Annotated in this window: 19 protein-coding genes; 11 read left to right on the top strand and 8 right to left on the bottom strand. The window is 68.4% G+C overall.

Going from position 1 to position 16,489, the window contains the following annotated elements:
* Positions 1-15 precede the first annotated feature (15 nt).
* Genes ACZ5RK_RS10410 through hisIE form a run of 3 tightly spaced genes read left to right on the top strand, consistent with a single transcriptional unit; the run spans position 16 to position 1,782 of the window.
* Positions 16-366 carry a Uma2 family endonuclease gene (locus ACZ5RK_RS10410; protein ID WP_464909108.1) on the top strand — a complete coding sequence of 117 codons (351 nt, stop codon included), beginning with the start codon at positions 16-18 and terminating at the stop codon, positions 364-366.
* Entirely contained in the window at positions 363-1,121 is a 759-nt protein-coding gene (gene hisF / locus ACZ5RK_RS10415; RefSeq protein ID WP_464909109.1) for an imidazole glycerol phosphate synthase subunit HisF, read from the top strand. Before ACZ5RK_RS10410 ends, hisF begins: the two co-directional genes overlap by 4 nt.
* A gap of 4 nt (positions 1,122-1,125) precedes the next feature.
* Positions 1,126-1,782, top strand: coding sequence for a bifunctional phosphoribosyl-AMP cyclohydrolase/phosphoribosyl-ATP diphosphatase HisIE (gene hisIE / locus ACZ5RK_RS10420; RefSeq protein WP_464909110.1), 657 nt, complete (start codon positions 1,126-1,128; stop codon positions 1,780-1,782).
* Here hisIE and ACZ5RK_RS10425 read toward each other — a convergent pair.
* On the bottom strand, positions 1,747-1,908 hold the full coding sequence (locus ACZ5RK_RS10425; RefSeq protein WP_464909111.1) for a hypothetical protein: 162 nt from the start codon (positions 1,906-1,908) through the stop codon (positions 1,747-1,749). The two genes, hisIE and ACZ5RK_RS10425, sit on opposite strands and share 36 nt — an antisense overlap.
* A 39-nt stretch (positions 1,909-1,947) precedes the next feature.
* On the opposite strand from ACZ5RK_RS10425, the gene glpX reads away from it, so the two are divergent.
* From glpX to ACZ5RK_RS10440, 3 genes are read left to right on the top strand one after another with little or no spacing between them, the layout of a single operon-like run.
* Complete coding sequence (gene glpX / locus ACZ5RK_RS10430; protein ID WP_464909112.1) at positions 1,948-2,916, top strand: class II fructose-bisphosphatase; 969 nt, start codon at positions 1,948-1,950, stop codon at positions 2,914-2,916.
* 10 nt (positions 2,917-2,926) lie between these two features.
* The gene (locus ACZ5RK_RS10435) at positions 2,927-3,406 is read left to right on the top strand and encodes a hypothetical protein (protein WP_464909113.1); all 480 of its coding nucleotides are present in this window, start codon (positions 2,927-2,929) and stop codon (positions 3,404-3,406) included.
* Positions 3,403-4,077, top strand: a complete 675-nt coding sequence (locus ACZ5RK_RS10440) for a DUF58 domain-containing protein (RefSeq protein ID WP_054647011.1) — start codon at positions 3,403-3,405, stop codon at positions 4,075-4,077. Before ACZ5RK_RS10435 ends, ACZ5RK_RS10440 begins: the two co-directional genes overlap by 4 nt.
* On the opposite strand, the gene ACZ5RK_RS10445 is transcribed toward ACZ5RK_RS10440, so the two are convergent.
* The 4 genes from ACZ5RK_RS10445 to ACZ5RK_RS10460 are packed head-to-tail and all read right to left on the bottom strand — an operon-like array spanning position 4,048 to position 9,649.
* Positions 4,048-5,910, bottom strand: a complete 1,863-nt coding sequence (locus ACZ5RK_RS10445; protein WP_464909114.1) for an aldehyde ferredoxin oxidoreductase family protein — start codon at positions 5,908-5,910, stop codon at positions 4,048-4,050. The genes ACZ5RK_RS10440 and ACZ5RK_RS10445 overlap by 30 nt on opposite strands.
* A gap of 54 nt (positions 5,911-5,964) precedes the next feature.
* Entirely contained in the window at positions 5,965-7,218 is a 1,254-nt protein-coding gene (locus ACZ5RK_RS10450) for an ABC transporter substrate-binding protein (protein ID WP_464909115.1), read from the bottom strand.
* Between the two features lie 54 nt (positions 7,219-7,272).
* Complete coding sequence (locus ACZ5RK_RS10455; protein WP_464910085.1) at positions 7,273-8,406, bottom strand: carbohydrate ABC transporter permease; 1,134 nt, start codon at positions 8,404-8,406, stop codon at positions 7,273-7,275.
* Positions 8,407-8,455: 49 nt separating this feature from the next.
* The gene (locus ACZ5RK_RS10460) at positions 8,456-9,649 is read right to left on the bottom strand and encodes a carbohydrate ABC transporter permease (RefSeq protein ID WP_464909116.1); all 1,194 of its coding nucleotides are present in this window, start codon (positions 9,647-9,649) and stop codon (positions 8,456-8,458) included.
* Positions 9,650-9,676: 27 nt separating this feature from the next.
* On the opposite strand from ACZ5RK_RS10460, the gene tsaB reads away from it, so the two are divergent.
* A complete protein-coding gene (gene tsaB / locus ACZ5RK_RS10465) occupies positions 9,677-10,213 on the top strand; it encodes a tRNA (adenosine(37)-N6)-threonylcarbamoyltransferase complex dimerization subunit type 1 TsaB (protein WP_464909117.1) in 537 nt (178 codons plus the stop codon).
* 89 nt (positions 10,214-10,302) lie between these two features.
* On the opposite strand, the gene ACZ5RK_RS10470 is transcribed toward tsaB, so the two are convergent.
* Both ACZ5RK_RS10470 and ACZ5RK_RS10475 read right to left on the bottom strand, forming a co-directional pair.
* Positions 10,303-10,953: a flavodoxin family protein gene (locus tag ACZ5RK_RS10470; protein ID WP_464909118.1), complete on the bottom strand. Its 651-nt coding sequence runs from the start codon at positions 10,951-10,953 to the stop codon at positions 10,303-10,305.
* A 46-nt stretch (positions 10,954-10,999) separates the two neighbouring features.
* Positions 11,000-11,986, bottom strand: a complete 987-nt coding sequence (locus ACZ5RK_RS10475) for a lipocalin family protein (protein WP_464909119.1) — start codon at positions 11,984-11,986, stop codon at positions 11,000-11,002.
* 48 nt (positions 11,987-12,034) lie between these two features.
* Here ACZ5RK_RS10475 and ACZ5RK_RS10480 point away from each other — a divergent pair, with 48 nt between their 5' ends.
* From ACZ5RK_RS10480 to aspS, 4 genes are all read left to right on the top strand, one after another.
* Complete coding sequence (locus ACZ5RK_RS10480) at positions 12,035-12,790, top strand: TatD family hydrolase (RefSeq protein ID WP_464909120.1); 756 nt, start codon at positions 12,035-12,037, stop codon at positions 12,788-12,790.
* Positions 12,772-14,085, top strand: a complete 1,314-nt coding sequence (locus ACZ5RK_RS10485; RefSeq protein ID WP_464909121.1) for a phospholipase D-like domain-containing protein — start codon at positions 12,772-12,774, stop codon at positions 14,083-14,085. The genes ACZ5RK_RS10480 and ACZ5RK_RS10485 overlap by 19 nt, the downstream gene beginning before the upstream one ends.
* A complete protein-coding gene (locus ACZ5RK_RS10490) occupies positions 14,072-14,371 on the top strand; it encodes a hypothetical protein (RefSeq protein ID WP_464909122.1) in 300 nt (99 codons plus the stop codon). Before ACZ5RK_RS10485 ends, ACZ5RK_RS10490 begins: the two co-directional genes overlap by 14 nt.
* A 105-nt stretch (positions 14,372-14,476) precedes the next feature.
* The gene (gene aspS / locus ACZ5RK_RS10495; RefSeq protein ID WP_464909123.1) at positions 14,477-15,745 is read left to right on the top strand and encodes an aspartate--tRNA(Asn) ligase; all 1,269 of its coding nucleotides are present in this window, start codon (positions 14,477-14,479) and stop codon (positions 15,743-15,745) included.
* Between the two features lie 43 nt (positions 15,746-15,788).
* On the opposite strand, the gene ACZ5RK_RS10500 is transcribed toward aspS, so the two are convergent.
* Positions 15,789-16,487, bottom strand: coding sequence for a succinate dehydrogenase iron-sulfur subunit (locus ACZ5RK_RS10500; protein ID WP_464909124.1), 699 nt, complete (start codon positions 16,485-16,487; stop codon positions 15,789-15,791).
* Positions 16,488-16,489 lie beyond the last annotated feature (2 nt).

The raw sequence follows: 16,489 nt of genomic DNA on the forward strand, positions 1-16,489 counted from the left end.
GCTATAATGGCCCCCGTGGTGCGGCACCGGTTCCGGGTGGAGGAGGTGGAAGCCCTAAAGGCCCTCTATCCTGAACTCCGCCTGGAACTCCTAGACGGCGAGGTCTACGAGATGGCTCCCCCTTCCAGTGAACCCGCAGGGCTATTGGACTGGCTCCTCCATGCGCTCGCCCCCAAGGTGGCGGGGCGCGCCCAACTCCGGGTCCTCTACGCCCAACCGGGCCTCCCCGAGGTCTGGCTCCTCACCCGGGAGGGCCTCGAGGTTCACCGGGACCCCGAGGGGGGCCGCTTCCTTGTGGCTAGAGGCGAAACCATCGCCTCCCTCCTCCTGCCCCAGGCCGAGCTCCTCTTCCGGCCCCCCCTATGAGCCTGGCCAAGCGCATCGTCCCCTGCCTGGACGTCCACGCGGGCCGCGTGGTCAAGGGGGTGAACTTCGTGAACCTCAAGGACGCCGGGGACCCCGTGGAGGCCGCCCGGGCCTACGACGAGGCGGGGGCGGACGAGCTCGTCTTTTTGGACATCTCCGCCACCCACGAAGAAAGGGCCATCCTCCTGGACGTGGTGGCGAGGGTGGCCGAGAGCGTCTTCATCCCCCTCACCGTGGGCGGGGGGGTGCGCTCCCTGGAGGACGCCCGTAGGCTCCTCCTGGCAGGGGCCGACAAGGTGAGCGTGAACTCCGCCGCCGTGAAGCGGCCCGAGCTCCTCTCGGAGCTTGCCGACCACTTCGGGAACCAGGCGGTGGTCCTGGCCATAGACGCCAAGTGGCGGGGGGAGTTCCCCGAGGTCCACGTGGCGGGGGGGCGTGTGCCCACGGGGCTCCACGCCGTGGAGTGGGCGGTGAGGGGGGTGGAGCTGGGCGCCGGGGAGATCCTCCTCACCAGCATGGACCGGGACGGGACCAAGGAGGGGTACGACCTAGAGCTCACCCGGATGGTGGCCGAGGCCGTGGGGGTGCCGGTGATCGCCAGCGGCGGGGCCGGGCGGATGGAGCACTTTCTGGAAGCTTTTCAGACAGGGGCCGAGGCGGCCTTGGCGGCCAGCGTCTTCCACTTCGGGGAGATCTCCATCCCCGCCCTCAAAGAGTTCCTTGCGGAAAGGGGCCTCCCCGTGCGGCTAGACTAGGGGCATGGACCTTTCGGCGGTTCGCTTTGACGAGAGGGGCCTCGTCCCCGTGGTGGTGCAGGACGCCCGCACCGGGGAGGTCCTCACCCTGGCCTACGCCAACCGGGAGGCCCTGGAGGAAACCCTAAGGACCAGGAGAAGCACCTTTTACAGCCGTAGCCGCCAGAGCCTCTGGCGCAAGGGGGAGACCTCGGGGCACGCCCAGGAGGTGGTGGAGGTCCTCCTGGACTGCGACGGGGACGCCGTGGTCTACCGGGTCCTCCCCCACGGCCCCGCCTGCCACACCGGGGAGAGGACCTGCTTCCACCGGGCCCTCCTTGAAGGGGAAAAGGACCTGGGCTTCGTGGTGGGCCAGGTCTACGCCACCCTGGAGGAGCGCCTAAGGACCCTCCCCGAGGGAAGCTACGTGGCCAAGCTCCACCGGGCGGGCCTGGACCGGGTCCTGAAGAAGGTCGGGGAGGAGGCGGGAGAGGTCATCATCGCGGCCAAAAACAGAAACCCCGAGGAGCTCCGCCACGAGGCCGCCGACCTCCTCTTCCACCTGCTCCTCACCCTGGCGGAGCTCGGCCTCACCCCGGAGGACCTGGCGAAGACCCTCTGGGAAAGGCACAAGCCCAAGGGAAGCCTAGCCCCGGCGGACGAGCCAGAGCCTCCCGCCTAGCCGCACCTCTTCCAAGAAGCGGTGGAACAACCCCAGGAGCCAGGAGAGAAGGCCCCTTCCCCTGGGAGCCTCGAGGTTCGCCGCCTCTCGGTAGCGCCTGGGCCCGTCCTCCACGAAGCCGCCCATGGCCTCATGATAGCGCCCCCGCCCCTTATGATGGAAGCCATGGAAATGGAGCGCCAGCTGGTCCTCGAGGTGGTGCGGGTCACGGAGCAGGCCGCCCTGGCGGCAAGCCGCCTGGCGGGCAAGGGGGACAAGGAGGCCGTGGACGAGGCGGGCACCCAGGCCATGCGCCGGGTCCTCAACGAGCTTCCCATCCGGGGCACGGTGGTCATCGGCGAGGGGGAGATGGACGAGGCCCCCATGCTCTACATCGGGGAGGTCCTGGGCCGGGGAGGCCTGGAGGTGGACATCGCCGTGGACCCGGTGGAGGGCACCACCACCGCCGCCAAGGGCCTGCCCAACGCCGTGACCGTCATCGCCTTGAGCGAGAGGGGCGGCCTCTTCCACGCCCCCGACATGTACATGGAAAAGCTCATCGTCCCCCCGCCCGCCGCGGGCCTCGTGGACCTCACCTGGCCGGTATCCGCCAACCTCAAGGCCCTGGCCCTCGCCCTCCAGCGCTCGGTGGAGGACCTGGTGGTGGTGGTCCTGGACCGCCCCCGGCACGAGAGGCTCATCCGGGAGATCCGGGAAGCGGGGGCCAGGGTCAAGCTCATCTCCGACGGGGACGTGATCGCCGCCCTGGCCGCGGCCATCCGCGGCACGGGGGTCCACGCGGTGATGGGCATCGGCGGGGCCCCGGAAGGGGTCTTGGCGGCCGCCGCCCTGAAGTGCCTGGGCGGGGAGATCCAGGCCCGCTTCACGCCGCAAAACGAGGAGGAACGGGCGCGCCTAAAGGCCATGGGTGGGGACGAGCACCGCATCTACAAGACCGAGGACCTGGCCCCCGGGAAGGAGATCGTCTTCGCCGCCACCGGCATCACCGACGGGGACATCCTCCAGGGGGTGCGGTTTTTCGGCGGGGGGGCCAGGACCCACTCCATCGTCATGGGGCACGCCACCCGGGTGGTGCGCTTTATAGATTCCATACATCTTTTTGAGACGGGCGCGCGGGTGACCATCCGGGTATAAACTGAAGGACGTGCCCCGGGTCTACAGCGAAGCCGAGGCGGAGAGGCTCGCCCTGGAGTTCTTTGGGGGAGACGACCTGCGGGCCAGCGTCTTCCTCAGGCGCTACGCCCTGCGGGACGAGGAGGGGAGGCTCCTCGAGGCCACCCCCCCCGAGATGTGGCGGAGGCTCGTCCGGCTGGCGGAGCACCCCCTTCTCAAGCGCTACCGGGAGGCCACGGGCGGAGGCCTCCCCCGCTGGCCCACCGCCCACACGGTAGACCCCTTCCAGAGGGTCCGCCTCCAGGCCCTCCTGCAGCGCCACGTGGACCAGAGCATCTCCTCCACGGTGAACCTGCCCCGGGAAACCCCCAAGGAAGTGGTGGAAAGGCTTTTCCTCCTGGCCTGGAAGGAGGGGTGCAAGGGGATCACCGTCTTCCGGGAGGGAAGTCGGGAGGAGGTGGTGGAGCCCCTGCCCCCCCTTGGGGTCTGCACCTTCTGCCAGACGGCATGACCCGCTACCGCATCGCCACGAGGCCCTACCTCCCCTACCCCGGGGAGCGCCTGGCCCGGAGGAAAGGCCTGGGAGGGGAGTTTTACGAGCTCAGGCCCTACGCGGAAGGGGACGAGGTGCGCCGGGTCCACTGGCGGGCCTACGCCAAGACGGGAAGGCTCTACACCCGCCTGGAAACCGCCCCCGAGAGGGCCCGCTTCCGGATCTACCTGGACGAAAGCCCCAGCATGCGCCTCCACGGGAAGCTCCCCTACGCCGAGAAGGTGGCCGCCCTTCTCTTAAGAACCGCCCGCCAGGAAGACCCCCTGGCCCTCCTGGAGCGGGGAAGCCCCAAGGACCTCCGCCCCGGGCGGGGGGTCTTGGTCCTCCTCACGGACGGCCTGGACCCCCTGCCCTGGTCCCGGGTGCTCCCCAGGCGGTTGGTCCTGGTCCAGGTCCTCTCCCCCCTGGAGCTGGACCCGCCCCTGGAGGAAGCCCTGCTGGAGGACGTGGAAACCGGGGAAACCCTCCCCGTGGGCAAGGAGGCGGTAGGGGCCTACAAGGAGGCCCTGGCCGGCCACCTCCGGGCTCTCCGCCTCCTCGCCCTCCTACGGGGGAGGTACGCCCTCCTCCGGGTGGGGGAAGCCCCCCTTCCCGCCCTCCTACGCCAGGGCGTTCTGGAACTCCTCTAGGTCTAAGGCCCGAAGCCTTTCCGGGTCCACGCCCCCTTCCCAGCCCGCAAGCCGTCGGTAGGTCCTGACCCCTTCCCGGAAGGCCTCCGGGTCCAGGTGGGCCTCGAGGTTCCCCTTGCGGAAAGGCTGGAAGAAGCGCTGAGGAAGACGGTCCTCCTCGGGAGGAACCCCTTCCCGCAGGTTGAAAAGCCGGGTGAGCTGCAGGGTCCTCTCCCCCACCCTAAGCATCTCCTCCGGGCTAAAGCGCCAGCCCGTGGCGGCGTAGAGGGCCTCCTGCCACTCCTCCGGGGTCCAGGGGACGAAGTCGCAGAGGACCAGGCTGTTGACGAAGCCCCGCTCCCGGGTCTTGGTCCAAAGCATCCGGATCTTGGCCTCGGAGAGGTCCTCAATGGTCAAGGGGACGAAGTCCTCCCCGTAGAAGCGGAGTTCCTTCAGGGCCTTTCCCTCCTTGGCGAAGGCGGTGTCGTGGAGGTTGTGGTTGTGGTCGGCCCCGGTGGGACTCACGGCATAGCCCACCCCCAGGGCCCGCTTGTACCGGGGGTCGTGCATGGGCACCTCCTGGCCCTTCACGTGCATGGCAAGCTCCGGGTGGCCGATGGCCTCGGCGAGGCGGCGCGCCCCTTGGGCGAGAAGCTCCCCAAGCCTTCCCTCCCTCCGGGCCAGCTTCTCTATGGCGGCGATGAGGGCGTCCCCGTTCCCGAAGCGAAGCCCCAGGCCCTCGTCGTCCAGGTAACCCTTCTCCACCGCCTCCATGGCGCAGGCGATGGTCACCCCCACCCCGATCACGTCCAGCCCGTACTGGTTGCAGAGGGTGTTGGCCTTGGTCACGGCGTAGGGGTCGGTCACCCCGCAGGTGGAGCCCAAGGCCCCCAGGCCCTCGTACTCCGGCCCCCCGTACTCCGGACGCACGTCGTACCTGCCCGTGCCCTCAATCTTCACCACCTGCTTGCAGCGGATGACGCAGGCGTAGCAGGTGTCCCGCCCGATGCGGATGCCCAGGGCGTCCAGGCTGGTGCCGTCCAAGGCCTCGGCGCCCTCCAGGAAGCCATCCAGGAAGTTGTGGCTGGGAAGGACCCCCCGGAGGTTGAAAGGCTTCACCGTGCCCACGGTACCCATGGTGATGAGGCCCGCCGCCCGGTCCATGCGCTCCTTGGCCATGCGCCGGGCCAGGTCCTTGAGGAGGGCGGGGTCGTGGTAGGCGGGGAGGGTCTCCTTCCCCGCCCGGGCGGAAACCGCCTTGAGCCTCTTGGCCCCCATCACCGCCCCCAAGCCCCCCCTTCCGGCGAAGTGGGCCAGGTCGTGGATGACGTTGGCGGTGAGGACCCGGTTCTCCCCGGCAAGGCCGATCTGGGCGATGCGGGCGTTCCCCCCGTGGGCCTCCTTGATGAGGGCCTCCACCTCCAAAGGATCCTTCCCCCAGAGGTGGACCGCAGGGTGGACGGCCACCTCCCCCCCCTCCACGTGGAGGTAGACGGGGTGTTCCGCCCGCCCCAGGACCACCAGGGCGTCCAGGCCGGCGTTTTTGAGCTCCGCCCCAAAGAAGCCGCCGCCCTCCGCATCCCCGTACCCCCCCGTGAGGGGGCTCTTGGCGGCCACGGTGTTCCGGCCCGAGCCGGAGATGGGGGTGCCCGTGAGGACCCCGGGGGCGAAGACGAGGGCGTTCTCCGGGCCCAGGGGGTCGGCCCCTTTGGGCACGTGCCGGAGGAGGAGGTAGGCGGCCAGAGCCCGCCCCCCCAGGTACCGCCGCCAGAAGGCCTCGCCAAAGCTTTCGTACCACACCCGCCCCGTGGAAAGGTCCACGAAGGCCACGCGGTCGTGATATCCCTTGGGCATGTCTAAAGTTTACCCCCGCCCGGGGGCCAGGCCCTCAGGCGGGGTTCGGCGAGCTCAGCGGGTCTTACCGGAGAGGAGGTCCTCCGCCAGCTTCTGGGCCTTGTCCAAGGCCGCCTTGGGATCGGCCTTGTTGAGGATGGCCTCCTTGACGGCCTGGCCCAGGATGTCAAAGCGGATCTGCTCCCACTCCGCCAGGGCAGGCTCAAACTTGGCGTAGCGGCTCTGGCGCACGATGGTGGCGTAGTCGGGGTTCTCGGCCACGTAGGCCTGGTAGACGGGGTCCTTCTGGGCCGCCTCGGTCACGGGCACGTACCCAGTAGCCGTGGCGAAGACCGCCTGGGCCCTGGGGGAGAGGACGAACTGGAGGAAGTCCTTGGCCACCGCCTGCTCCTCCTTGGGAGCCTGGCGGAAGACCACCAGGTTGGTCCCCTGGACAAGGCCATAGCCCGGCTGGCCCTTGGACCGGCCCGGCAGGGTAGCCACCCCCAGGTCAAACTTGGCCCCTTGGCGGTAGTAGGTGTAGCCGGCGGAGGTGTCCACGCTGAAGGCGTAGGGGCCCGAGCCCAGGTTCTGGTTGATGTAGCCCGAGGTGATGGCCTTGGCCCAGCCTTCCTTGACCCCGTTCTGCAGGAGGGTGAGGGCCTCCACCGCCTCCTTGGAGTTCAGGACCAGCTTGCCGTCTTTCAGGTAGCTTCCCCCCAGGTTGAAGAAGAAGTAGGCGAAGGTGGAGGCGTCGGGCTGGAACCAGTAGACGGGACCGCCCTCGGCCTGGGAGAGCCGCTTGGCGGTGGCCACGAATTCCTCCAGGGTGGCGGGCACCTTGGCCCCGTGCTTCCTCAAGAGGTCCTTGTTGTAGTAGAGGACCTGGATGCTCTTGTTGAAGGGCACCCCGTAGACCACTCCCCCGAAGCGCACCGCGTTTAAGAAGGCGAGGTTCACCCCCTGGAGCCTGACCCCCAGGGATTCCACGGGCAGGAGGGCTTTGGCCTCGAGGTAGAGGGCGATGTTGTTCTCGTAGGCCTGGGCCATGGCCGGGACCTTCCCGGCGGCGAAGGCCGCCTTGATCTTGGTGGAAAGGTCGCGGTAGCTCCCCTGGGGCACGGGGCGCACGCACCGCCCCTGCTGGCCCCTGTTAAACTCCGCCACCAGGTTTTCCAAGGCCACCTTGGGAGCGCCTCCGGTGAAACCGGTCCACAGCTCGGCCACCACCTTGGCCTTGGCGCACTGCTCCTTGATCACCTCCTCCGGCTTGGCCGTCTGGGCCAGGGCCAATCCCAAAAGCACCACCAGCAACAGCCCTTTCCTCATACCCACGCACCTCCGGACCGAGTATACCTTCCCCCGGTCAGGGCCCCGTCAGCCTCACTTGAGCCCCGAACGGGCAATGCCCTGGATGAACTGCCTTTGGGCCACGAAGTAGCCCAGGACCACAGGCAGGATGACGAAGGTGCTGGCGGCCATCAGGGCCCCGTAGTCGGAGCCCGCCTCGGAGACGAAGGCCTGGAGGCCCAGCTGCACCGTGCGCATCTCCGGGCTTTGGGTGACGATGAGGGGCCAAAGCAGGGCGTTGTAGGCCCCGAGGAAGGTGAAGATGCCATAGGAGACGAGCCCGGGAACGCTCAAGGGCAGGGCGATGCGGAAAAGCTGGGTCAGGTACCCCGCCCCGTCTATGCGGGCGGCGTTGAAGAGGTCCTGGGGAAGGGAGAGGTAAAACTGCCGGAGGAGGAAGATGCCGAAGGCCGAGGCCAGCCAGGGCACGATGAGGGCGTAGTAGGTGTCCAGCCAGCCCAGCCGAGCGAGGAGGACGTAGTTGGGGATGAGGAGCACCTCCCCCGGCACCATCATGGTGGCCAGGATGAGGACGAAGACCCCCTCCTTCCCCGGGAAAGGGATGCGGGCCAGGGCGAAGGCCGCCAGGGCCGCCAGGAAAAGGCCCACCGCCACCTGGGTAAAAGCGGTGAAGAAGCTTACGAAGAAGTAGCGGCCCCAGGGCGCCGCCTGCCAGGCCTCGAGGTAGTTGTGGAACACGTACCCCAAGGCCCCCGGCACCGCGTTCACCCATTCCAGCCGCCAGAACTCCCCCTGGGAACGGAGGGCATCCGGCGGCAAGGGGGGGTCCAGGGGCGCCCCCTTGGGCCAGAGGACCACCAGGGGCACCCGGCGGAAGGGGACCTCCCCCGTGTTGGTGAGGCGCACCCACCACCCCCCCTCCCCACGGACCACCTCCACCCTGGTCCCGTCCGCCACCGGATCAAAGAAGGCCCCCGGGGAGCGGGGCACCAGGGCCTTAGGAGGAAGGCCCCCGGGGCCCGGGAAGAAAAGCTCCACGCTTTTCCCGGGACCGAGGCCGCCCAAGAGGGGGTTATCCCCCAACCTCGCCGCCTTGAGCCAGTTCTCCGGCTTCATCCGCTCCGGCACCCAGACGGGGGCCGCCTGCAGGGCTTCCTGGGGGCTTTTAAGGCTTGTGGCCAGCATCCAGTAGAAGGGAAAGGCCATGACCAGCCCCCCCGAAAGGAGGAGGAGGTGGACGAGGAGGGCGAAGGCCCTAGATCTCATAGTTCACCCGCCTCTCCAGCACCCGCCGTTGCAGCAGGGTGAGCCCCAGGATGATGAGGAAGGTCACCATGGCGATGGCGCTGGCGTAGGAGAAGTCCGAGTCGCGGAAGCCCTTGTTGTAGAGGTAGAAGGCCAGGGTCAGGGTGTCCTGCAACACCCCCCCCGTGGGGGTGAGGACGTAGACCTGGGTGAAGACCTGGAAGGCCCCGATGAGCCCCAGGGTGAAGAGGAAGAAGGTGGTGGGGGAAAGGAGGGGCCAGGTGATATAGCGGTGCTGCTGGAAGAAGCTCGCCCCGTCCAGCTCGGCGGCCTCGTAGTACTCCTTGGGAATGGCCTGGAGCCCCGCCAAAAGGATCACCACCTGGTAGCCCAGGAAGTGCCAGAGGCTCATGGCCATCACCGCCACGAAGGCCAGGCTCGGGCCCGCCCAAAAACCTTGGACCTCCACGCCCAAGGGGCGGAGGAGAAGGGCGAAGACCCCGGTGGAGGTGTTGAGCCAGTCCAGACCCGGGGTGGAGAGGAGCCAGTTGAGGAAGCCGAATTCCGGGTGGTAGATCCAACGCCACACCGCCGCCGCCGCCGTGAGGGCGGTGATGTAGGGCAGGAAGAAGAGGGTGCGATAAAGCCCCTGGAAGGCCACCCCGGTATTCAGCAGGATGGCTATCCCCGTGGCCAGCAAAAGCCCCGTGGGCACGGTGAAGACCACGTACCAGAAGGTGTTGCCCAAGGCCCGCCAAAAGAGGGGGTCCTCCAGGAGGATGCGGTAGTTCTGAAGGCCCACAAAGGCCGCCGGGCGCAGGAAGTTTACCCGGTCAAAGAGGCTTAGGTAAAAGGCGTAAAAGGTGGGAAACACGTGCCACACCAGCAAGAGGGCCAGGGCTGGCCAGACCAGGGCCCAGCCGTAAAGGTCCCCTTGGGCCCTCTCGGGCAGGTGGCGGCCCCGCAGAAGGGCCACCAAGAGGGGGGCCAGGAAGGGGGCGGGGGGAAACCACGGGGCCAGAAGGCCGAGCCCCAGGAGGAGGTGGGCCCCACCGAAGCGGAGCCCATAGAGGGCCAAGGCCCCATAAAGGCCAAGGCCCAAACCCACCCCCCATCCGGGAACAAAGCCCAGGCGCTCCCCGTACACCCCCAGGGCGAGGAGCGCCCCCAAGGAAAGGAGCAGGTGATAAGGAAAAGCCCGCATCCCCTGGGAAGTATATAGGATGGAGGCGTGTGGACCCTGACCATGGACACCGCCACCCCCTACCTTTCCCTGGGCCTTTTCCGGGGGGAGGAAGGCCTGGGCCGGGTGGTGCGGGTGGAAAGGCGGCACGAGGAGGTTCTCTTTGGCCTCCTGGACGAGCTACTGACCCAGGTGGGGGCGAGTCGGGAGGAGATCGGCGCCCTGGTGCTGGGGGAAGGCCCCGGCTCCTACACGGGCCTGCGCATCGCCCTGGCAGCGGGGCTCGGCCTGGCCCAGGCCCTGGGGGCCCAGGTCTACGGGGTGAACTCCCTCCTCGCCGCCTGCTGGCCCTTTTTGGAGGAAGGCCGGCTCCTCACCCCCCTCTTCACCGCCAGGAACCGGCTCTACTACGGGGCCACCTACGGGAAGGAAGGGGGGAGGCCCCTCGAGGCCATGCCCCCAAGGAAGCTCAGGGCGGAAGAGCTCCCCCGGGAGGGCCTCCTCCTAGACCCACCCCCGGACCCCCGGGTCCTCTACGAGCTCCTGCCCTTCGCCCGGGAGGGCCTGGAACCCCTCTACCTCTGATACCCTTTCTCCCCCTTTCCTTCGCCCTGCTGGCTCGGGGAAGCCTGCCTAGGGGCCTTTATGCTGGCCCAAGCCAGCATGGGGTGGCATTAATCCGCCGCCACCCCGGGCAGGGGGGAGAGGTAGCGGTAGCTGGGAAGGGGCTCCTGGAAGGAGATCCCCTCGAGCCTCTCGGCCAGGAGCACCAGGTTCTCCCCGGCGATGCGGGCGTCCTCCAGGAGCTCCGGGTTCTCCTTGAGGCTTCTCGTCCCCTTGCGGTGGGCGTAAACCAGGCCCAAGGGAGCCAGGACAAAGCCCATGTAGGAGAGGGGCAGAAGCATCTGGGAAAGGGCCTGGCTCGCCCCCTCCTCCTCGGCCACCGCCAGGAGGGCCATGGGCTTCCCCAGGTTCAAAAGGCCCTGGTTCTCCATGGAGGTCATGCGTTCCAGAAGGGCCTTCATCCGGGCGGAGGCGCTAAACCAGTAGACCGGAGTGGCGAAGACCACGGCGTCGGCGGAAAGGATCCGTTCCGCCACCCTGCCGAACCCGTCCCAAGGCCCCTGCACGCAGGTCTCGGGGCCGCAGGAGGTGGGGTCTTGGGAGTAGTTCCCCGCGCAGAAGGGAAAGGGGTGCTTCACCAGGTCCAGGCGCTCGGTGAGGGCCCCCTTGCGCCTGGCCGCCTCCAGGACCTCGTCCAAAAGCTCCGCCGTAAACCCGTCCGTCCGTGCCGATGCGTTGACGCCGAGCACGCGTAGGCTCATAAATATCACCCAGACACTAAACCGCCTTTAGTATAGCATGCGCAATCTAGGGGCGGAAGGCCCCGGCCACAAACTCCCCCATCCCCCGGGCCCGCACGGGGTATCCCCGGAAGACCCCTGCCCCCAGCACCGGGCCCTCCCAGTAGGCCACCCGGGTGGTCCGGGAAAGGACCTCCCCTTCCCGGAAAAGGGGCCTTAGGGCGAGGGAAAGCCCAGGGCCTTCCAGGCGCCAGGCCAGGGTGTAGGTGCGGCCCGAGGGGCTCGTCCAGGCCCCTTCGGGGAGGAAGGCGAGCTCTAGGGCCTCCACCCGCCCCCAAGGGTCCACCCGGCTACCCAGGACCTGCACCACCTTCCCCTCGCGGTCCTTCACCTGGTAGGCCATGAGCTCCGAGCCGTCGGAGAGGTGGAGGCCGAACCAGTCCCAGGTGGCCGAGACCCCGGAAAGCTGCTCCCCCCACTGGTGGTCCAGCCAGGACTCCCCCTGGACCCCCTCCCCCAGCACCTGCCCGAAGGTCCCGGCCCGGGTGTAGGACTGGTAGTACATGCGCCCCGTCTCCTCCGTGCCCGAGTAGCCCGGGGGGTGGACCACGGGGGGCTTAAGGGGCAGAAAGAGGAGGTCCACCCCGGGGGCCTGGAGGCGGAACCCCTCCCCCTCCCGGAAGAAGCGCCAACCCGCAAGCTCCAGCCTAGGTCCCGCCTCCGCCCGCCCCCTCGGGGCGAAGAGGTCCTGGTCGGAGACCTCCAGGAAGCGCCTTTCCCCGGTGCGGAGGTCGGTGAGGGCCAGGTGGGCGGCGTGGAAAGCCCCAAAGAGGCTTCCCGGAAGGCCCAGGATGCGGTAGGAAGGGGGGGCGTAGGCCTTGAAGAAGGCGAAGTGGAAGGCGTAGGGCTCCGCCCAGCCCGAGGCGTACCACCACTCCAGGGGGGCGGGCCTGGGGTCCCAGTCCTCGGGGTCGGGAAGCCGCCCGGGGTCCACCCCCAGGAGGGCGGGGGCGCAGGCGGCGAGGAGGAGGGCGAGGGGCCAAAGGCGCCTCACGGCCTCATGTTACCCATGTCCCCAAGGGCCCCATTGTAGATTGGGCCCATGACCGACACCCATGCCCACCTGGACTTCCTGGAGCCCGAGGAGCTCGCCGAGGTAAGGGCCCACCTCCCAGGGCTTCGGGCCGTCCTCACCCTGGGGGTGGACCCAAGCCGCTGGGAAAAGACCCTAAGCCTCGCCCAGGAAAATGTCTACGCCGCCCTTGGCCTCCACCCCACCAGCGCCCACCTCCTCTCCCCGGAGGTGGAGGAAGCCCTCCGCCACTACGCCCGCCACGAAAGGGTGCGGGCCATCGGGGAGACGGGGCTGGACTACCACTGGACCCCGGAGACCAGGGCCGCCCAGCTCCGGGCCCTGGACTTCCAGGCGGCCCTGGCGGAGGAGCTCGGCCTCCCCCTGGTCCTCCACGTGCGAAGCCGGGACGGGAAGGCGGAGGAGGACCTCGCGGGGTGGCTCCTTCTCCACCGGCCCAAGCGGGCGGTCCTCCACGCCTTCTCCGGCCACCCCGCCCTGGAGGCGGCGGGCCTGGAGGTGGGGGCCTACTTCAGCTTCGCCGGCCCCCTCACCTACAAGAAAAACCTCGCCCTCCGCGAGGCCGCGGCCCGGCTCCCCGAGGAAAGGCTTCTGGTGGAGACCGACACCCCCTTCCTTCCCCCAGAACCCTTCCGGGGAAAGCGGAACCGCCCCCACTACGTGCGCTACACCCTTGAGAAGCTCGCCGAGGCGCGAGGGGTGGACTTCGCCGAGATGGAGGCCCGCACCGACGGAAACGCCCAGGTATGCTTTGGGTGGACATGAGGCGCCTTTGGGTCTTCCTCTGGTTTTTGGGCCTGGGCCTGGCGGCGCCCCGCCTGGTGGTGGAGCCCGAGGACGGGGTGAGGCCCCTCCTGGACCTCATCGCCTCCGCCCGGGAGGAAATCCTGGTCAAGATGTACCTCTGGACCCCAAGCCGCATGGACGTGGTGGAGGCCCTGGGCGAGGCGGCGAAGCGGGGGGTGAGGGTGAGGGTCCTCCTGGAACGGGAGCCCTCGGGGGGCCGGGTGGACCTCACCGTGTACCAGGCCCTGAAGGAGCGGGGGGTGGAGGTCAGGCTCACCACGCCCTTCCGCTTCGTCTTCGTGCACGAAAAGAGCCTGGTGGTGGACCGCAAGCTGGCCTGGGTGGGGACCATGAACCTCACGGGAAGCTCCTTCGGTGCCAACCGGGAGTACGCCCTCCTCCTGGACGACCCCAAACAGGTGGCCGAGATCGCCCGGGTCTTTGAAGCCGACTGGGGAGGGGAAAGGCTGGACCTCTCCCGGGCGCTCCTCGTCTGGTCCCCGAGCCGCGTCCTTGGTGGGGTCAAGGAGGGGAACGCCCGGGAGGTGCTCCTCGGCCTCATCCGGGGAGCCAAAAAGGAGCTCTTCCTGGAGCACCAGGCCATGGCCGACCCCGAGGTGGTGGAGGCCCTGAAGGAGGCCCTGAGCCGGGGGGTGCAGGTCAGGATCCTGGGAAGCCCCCAGGAGCCGGGGGACACCTACTTCCTGGAGGGGGCCCTGGCCCTGAGGGCCGCCGGGGCCTTGGTGCGCTTTCTGCCCGACCCTTACGTCCACGCCAAGGTCCTGGTGCGGGATAAGGAAGAAGCCCTTCTGGGGAGCCACAACCTGAGCGCCAACTCCCTGAACGCCAACCGGGAGCTCTCGGTGCGCTTCACCGCCCAAGAGGCACCCGAGGCCTTCCAAAGGCTCCTTTCCGTGATGGAAGGGGACTGGCAGAGGGCCCTCCCGGAAAACCCCTTCGCCCTCCCCCCGGTAGAAGGGGTGATCCCCTGGCAGGAGGCCCCTCGCTACTTCGGCCGCATGGCCACGGTGGAAGGGGTGATCCAGGCGGTGGAGGACCGGGGTTCGGTGGCCTTTTTGCGGTTCGGCCCCGGGGAGAGCGACCTTAGGCTCGTGGTCTTCCCCAGAAGCTACGGCCTCTTCGCCCAGCCTTTCCCCCAGAGCTACCTGGGCAAGAAGGTGCGGGCCAGGGGGCGGATCGTCCTCTACGCCGGGTATTACGAGATCGTTCTGGAGGGCCCGGAAGCCCTCGAGGTGCTGGATGGAGGCCCTTAAGGCCCTGGGCTACGAGGTGAGCCCCATAGAAGGGGGCTTCTACGGGGAAAAGCGCCGGGGCGGGGTGGTCTACCAGGTCTTCTACTCGGAGGAGGGCGACCTGCGCCTGAGGCGGAAACGCCTCCTCCGGGAGGAGGCCCACCCCCTGGTCCTGGCGGGGGTGGAGGGGGAGTGGGCGGCCCGCTTAGAGGTGGAGGAGAACTTCTTCGCCGTGGCCCGTCCCGAAGACCTCCCCCCCCTGGTCCTGGCCTTTGAGCGGCTTGACCTCGAGGGCCCAAACCCCTAAACTTAAGCCCAACATGCGCCCGCGCCGCGACAACGGCTAGCGGGGGGCAGGAGGAAGCCCCCCCGGTCCCCTTGGGCCGGGGGGGCTAAGGCTTAAGGAGGAAAGATGCGGGTACTGGTCAAGGACTTGCGGGCACACGTGGGCGAGGAGGTGGAGCTTCTGGGCTTCCTCCACTGGCGGAGGGATTTGGGAAGGGTCCAGTTCCTCCTCCTTCGGGACCGAAGCGGGGTGGTGCAGGTGGTGACGGGGGGGCAACGGCTACCCCTCCCCGAATCCTCCCTGCGGGTGCGGGGGGTGGTGGTGCGAAGCGAGAAGGCCCCGGGGGGCCTCGAGGTCCAGGCCAAGGAGGTGGAGGTCCTCTCCCCGGCCCTCGAGCCCACCCCGGTGGAGATCCCCAAAGAAGAGTGGCGGGCGAACCCCGACACCCTCCTGGAGTACCGTTACGTCACCCTAAGGGGGGAGAAGGCCCGCGCCCCCCTCAAGGTCCAGGCCGCCCTGGTGCGGGGCTTCCGCCGCTATTTAGACCGGCAGGACTTCACCGAGATCTTCACCCCCAAGGTGGTCCGGGCGGGAGCCGAGGGGGGAAGCGGACTTTTCGGGGTGGACTACTTCGAAAAAAGGGCCTACCTCGCCCAGTCCCCCCAGCTTTACAAGCAGATCATGGTGGGGGTCTTTGAACGGGTCTACGAGGTGGCCCCGGTGTGGCGCATGGAGGAGCACCACACGAGCCGCCACCTGAACGAGTACCTCTCCCTGGACGTGGAGATGGGCTTCATCGCGGACGAGGAGGACCTGATGCGGCTGGAGGAAGCCCTCCTCGCCGAGATGCTGGAGGAGGCCCTGAACACGGCCGGGAACGAGATCCGCCTCCTGGGGGCCACGTGGCCCTCCTTCCCCCAGGACATCCCCCGCCTCACCCACGCCGAGGCCAAAAGGATCCTCAAAGAGGAGCTCGGCTACCCCGTGGGCCAGGACCTCTCCGAGGAGGCGGAGCGCCTCCTCGGAGAGTACGCCAAGGAACGCTGGGGCTCGGACTGGCTCTTCGTCACCCGCTACCCCCGTTCCGTCCGCCCCTTTTACACCTACCCCGAGGAGGACGGCACCACGAGGAGCTTTGACCTGCTCTTCCGCGGCCTGGAGATCACCTCGGGGGGCCAGCGCATCCACCGCTACGAGGAGCTCTTGGAAAGCCTAAAGGCCAAGGGCATGGACCCCGAGGCCTTCCAAGGGTACCTGGAGGTCTTCAAGTACGGCATGCCCCCCCACGGGGGGTTCGCCATCGGGGCCGAGCGCCTCACCCAGAAGCTTTTGGGCCTCCCCAACGTGCGCTACGCCCGCGCCTTCCCCCGGGACCGGCACCGGCTCACGCCTTAAAGCAAAGCGCCCCGGGCTTCCCGGGGCGCGCCCCTTAGCGCCTTTAGAAGCGGTCCATGAGGATCGCCCGCTTGACCTCCTCAATCAGCTGGGTCACGGGGATGTCCCGGGGGCAGGCCTCGGTGCAGTTGTAGGCGGTGCGGCACCGCCACACCCCGCTCCCCGAGCCCAGGGCCTTGAAGCGCTCCCGCTTTCCGCGGTCGCGGGAGTCAAAGATGAAGCGGTGGGCCTGGACGATGGCCGCAGGTCCCAGATAGGTGCCGTTCACCCAGAAGACGGGGCAGCTGGTGGTGCAGCTGGCGCAGAGGATGCACTTGGTGCCGTGGTCAAAGCGCTCCCTCTCCTCGGGGGACTGGAGGCGCTCCCGCTGGGGCGGGGGCTCGTCGTTGATGAGGAAGGGCTTCACCGCCCGGTAGGCGGCGAAAAAGGGCTCCATGTCCACGATGAGGTCCTTCTCCACCGGCAGGCCCCGGATGGGCTCCACGGTGATGAGGCTCCCCAGTTCCTTCACCAGGGTCTTGCAGGCCAGGCGGTTTTTCCCGTTGATGAGCATGGCGTCGGAGCCGCAGATGCCGTGGCCGCAGCTTCTGCGGAAGGCCAGGGTGCCGTCCTGGTCCCACTTCACCTTGTGCAAGAGGTCCAGGACCCGGTCCCAGGGCTCGGCCTCCACCTGGTAGGTCTCCCAGCGGGGCCTCGAGTCCTTCTGGGGATCAAAGCGGAGGATCTTCAGGGTAACCTGCATCC

The organism is Thermus kawarayensis JCM 12314 (assembly GCF_055393575.1).

What these genes read in the sequence shown, in the direction of transcription:
- hisF (WP_464909109.1), top strand. Translation starts at nt 363, where the DNA reads ATGAGCCTGGCCAAGCGCATCGTCCCCTGCCTGGACGTCCACGCGGGC.
- hisIE (WP_464909110.1), top strand. Translation starts at nt 1,126, where the DNA reads ATGGACCTTTCGGCGGTTCGCTTTGACGAGAGGGGCCTCGTCCCCGTG.
- ACZ5RK_RS10425 (WP_464909111.1), bottom strand. Translation starts at nt 1,908, where the DNA reads ATGGGCGGCTTCGTGGAGGACGGGCCCAGGCGCTACCGAGAGGCGGCG.
- glpX (WP_464909112.1), top strand. Translation starts at nt 1,948, where the DNA reads ATGGAAATGGAGCGCCAGCTGGTCCTCGAGGTGGTGCGGGTCACGGAG.
- ACZ5RK_RS10440 (WP_054647011.1), top strand. Translation starts at nt 3,403, where the DNA reads ATGACCCGCTACCGCATCGCCACGAGGCCCTACCTCCCCTACCCCGGG.
- ACZ5RK_RS10445 (WP_464909114.1), bottom strand. Translation starts at nt 5,910, where the DNA reads ATGCCCAAGGGATATCACGACCGCGTGGCCTTCGTGGACCTTTCCACG.
- ACZ5RK_RS10450 (WP_464909115.1), bottom strand. Translation starts at nt 7,218, where the DNA reads ATGAGGAAAGGGCTGTTGCTGGTGGTGCTTTTGGGATTGGCCCTGGCC.
- ACZ5RK_RS10455 (WP_464910085.1), bottom strand. Translation starts at nt 8,406, where the DNA reads ATGGCCTTTCCCTTCTACTGGATGCTGGCCACAAGCCTTAAAAGCCCC.
- ACZ5RK_RS10460 (WP_464909116.1), bottom strand. Translation starts at nt 9,649, where the DNA reads ATGCGGGCTTTTCCTTATCACCTGCTCCTTTCCTTGGGGGCGCTCCTC.
- ACZ5RK_RS10470 (WP_464909118.1), bottom strand. Translation starts at nt 10,953, where the DNA reads ATGAGCCTACGCGTGCTCGGCGTCAACGCATCGGCACGGACGGACGGG.
- ACZ5RK_RS10480 (WP_464909120.1), top strand. Translation starts at nt 12,035, where the DNA reads ATGACCGACACCCATGCCCACCTGGACTTCCTGGAGCCCGAGGAGCTC.
- ACZ5RK_RS10485 (WP_464909121.1), top strand. Translation starts at nt 12,772, where the DNA reads ATGCTTTGGGTGGACATGAGGCGCCTTTGGGTCTTCCTCTGGTTTTTG.
- ACZ5RK_RS10490 (WP_464909122.1), top strand. Translation starts at nt 14,072, where the DNA reads ATGGAGGCCCTTAAGGCCCTGGGCTACGAGGTGAGCCCCATAGAAGGG.
- aspS (WP_464909123.1), top strand. Translation starts at nt 14,477, where the DNA reads ATGCGGGTACTGGTCAAGGACTTGCGGGCACACGTGGGCGAGGAGGTG.
- ACZ5RK_RS10500 (WP_464909124.1), bottom strand. Translation starts at nt 16,487, where the DNA reads ATGCAGGTTACCCTGAAGATCCTCCGCTTTGATCCCCAGAAGGACTCG.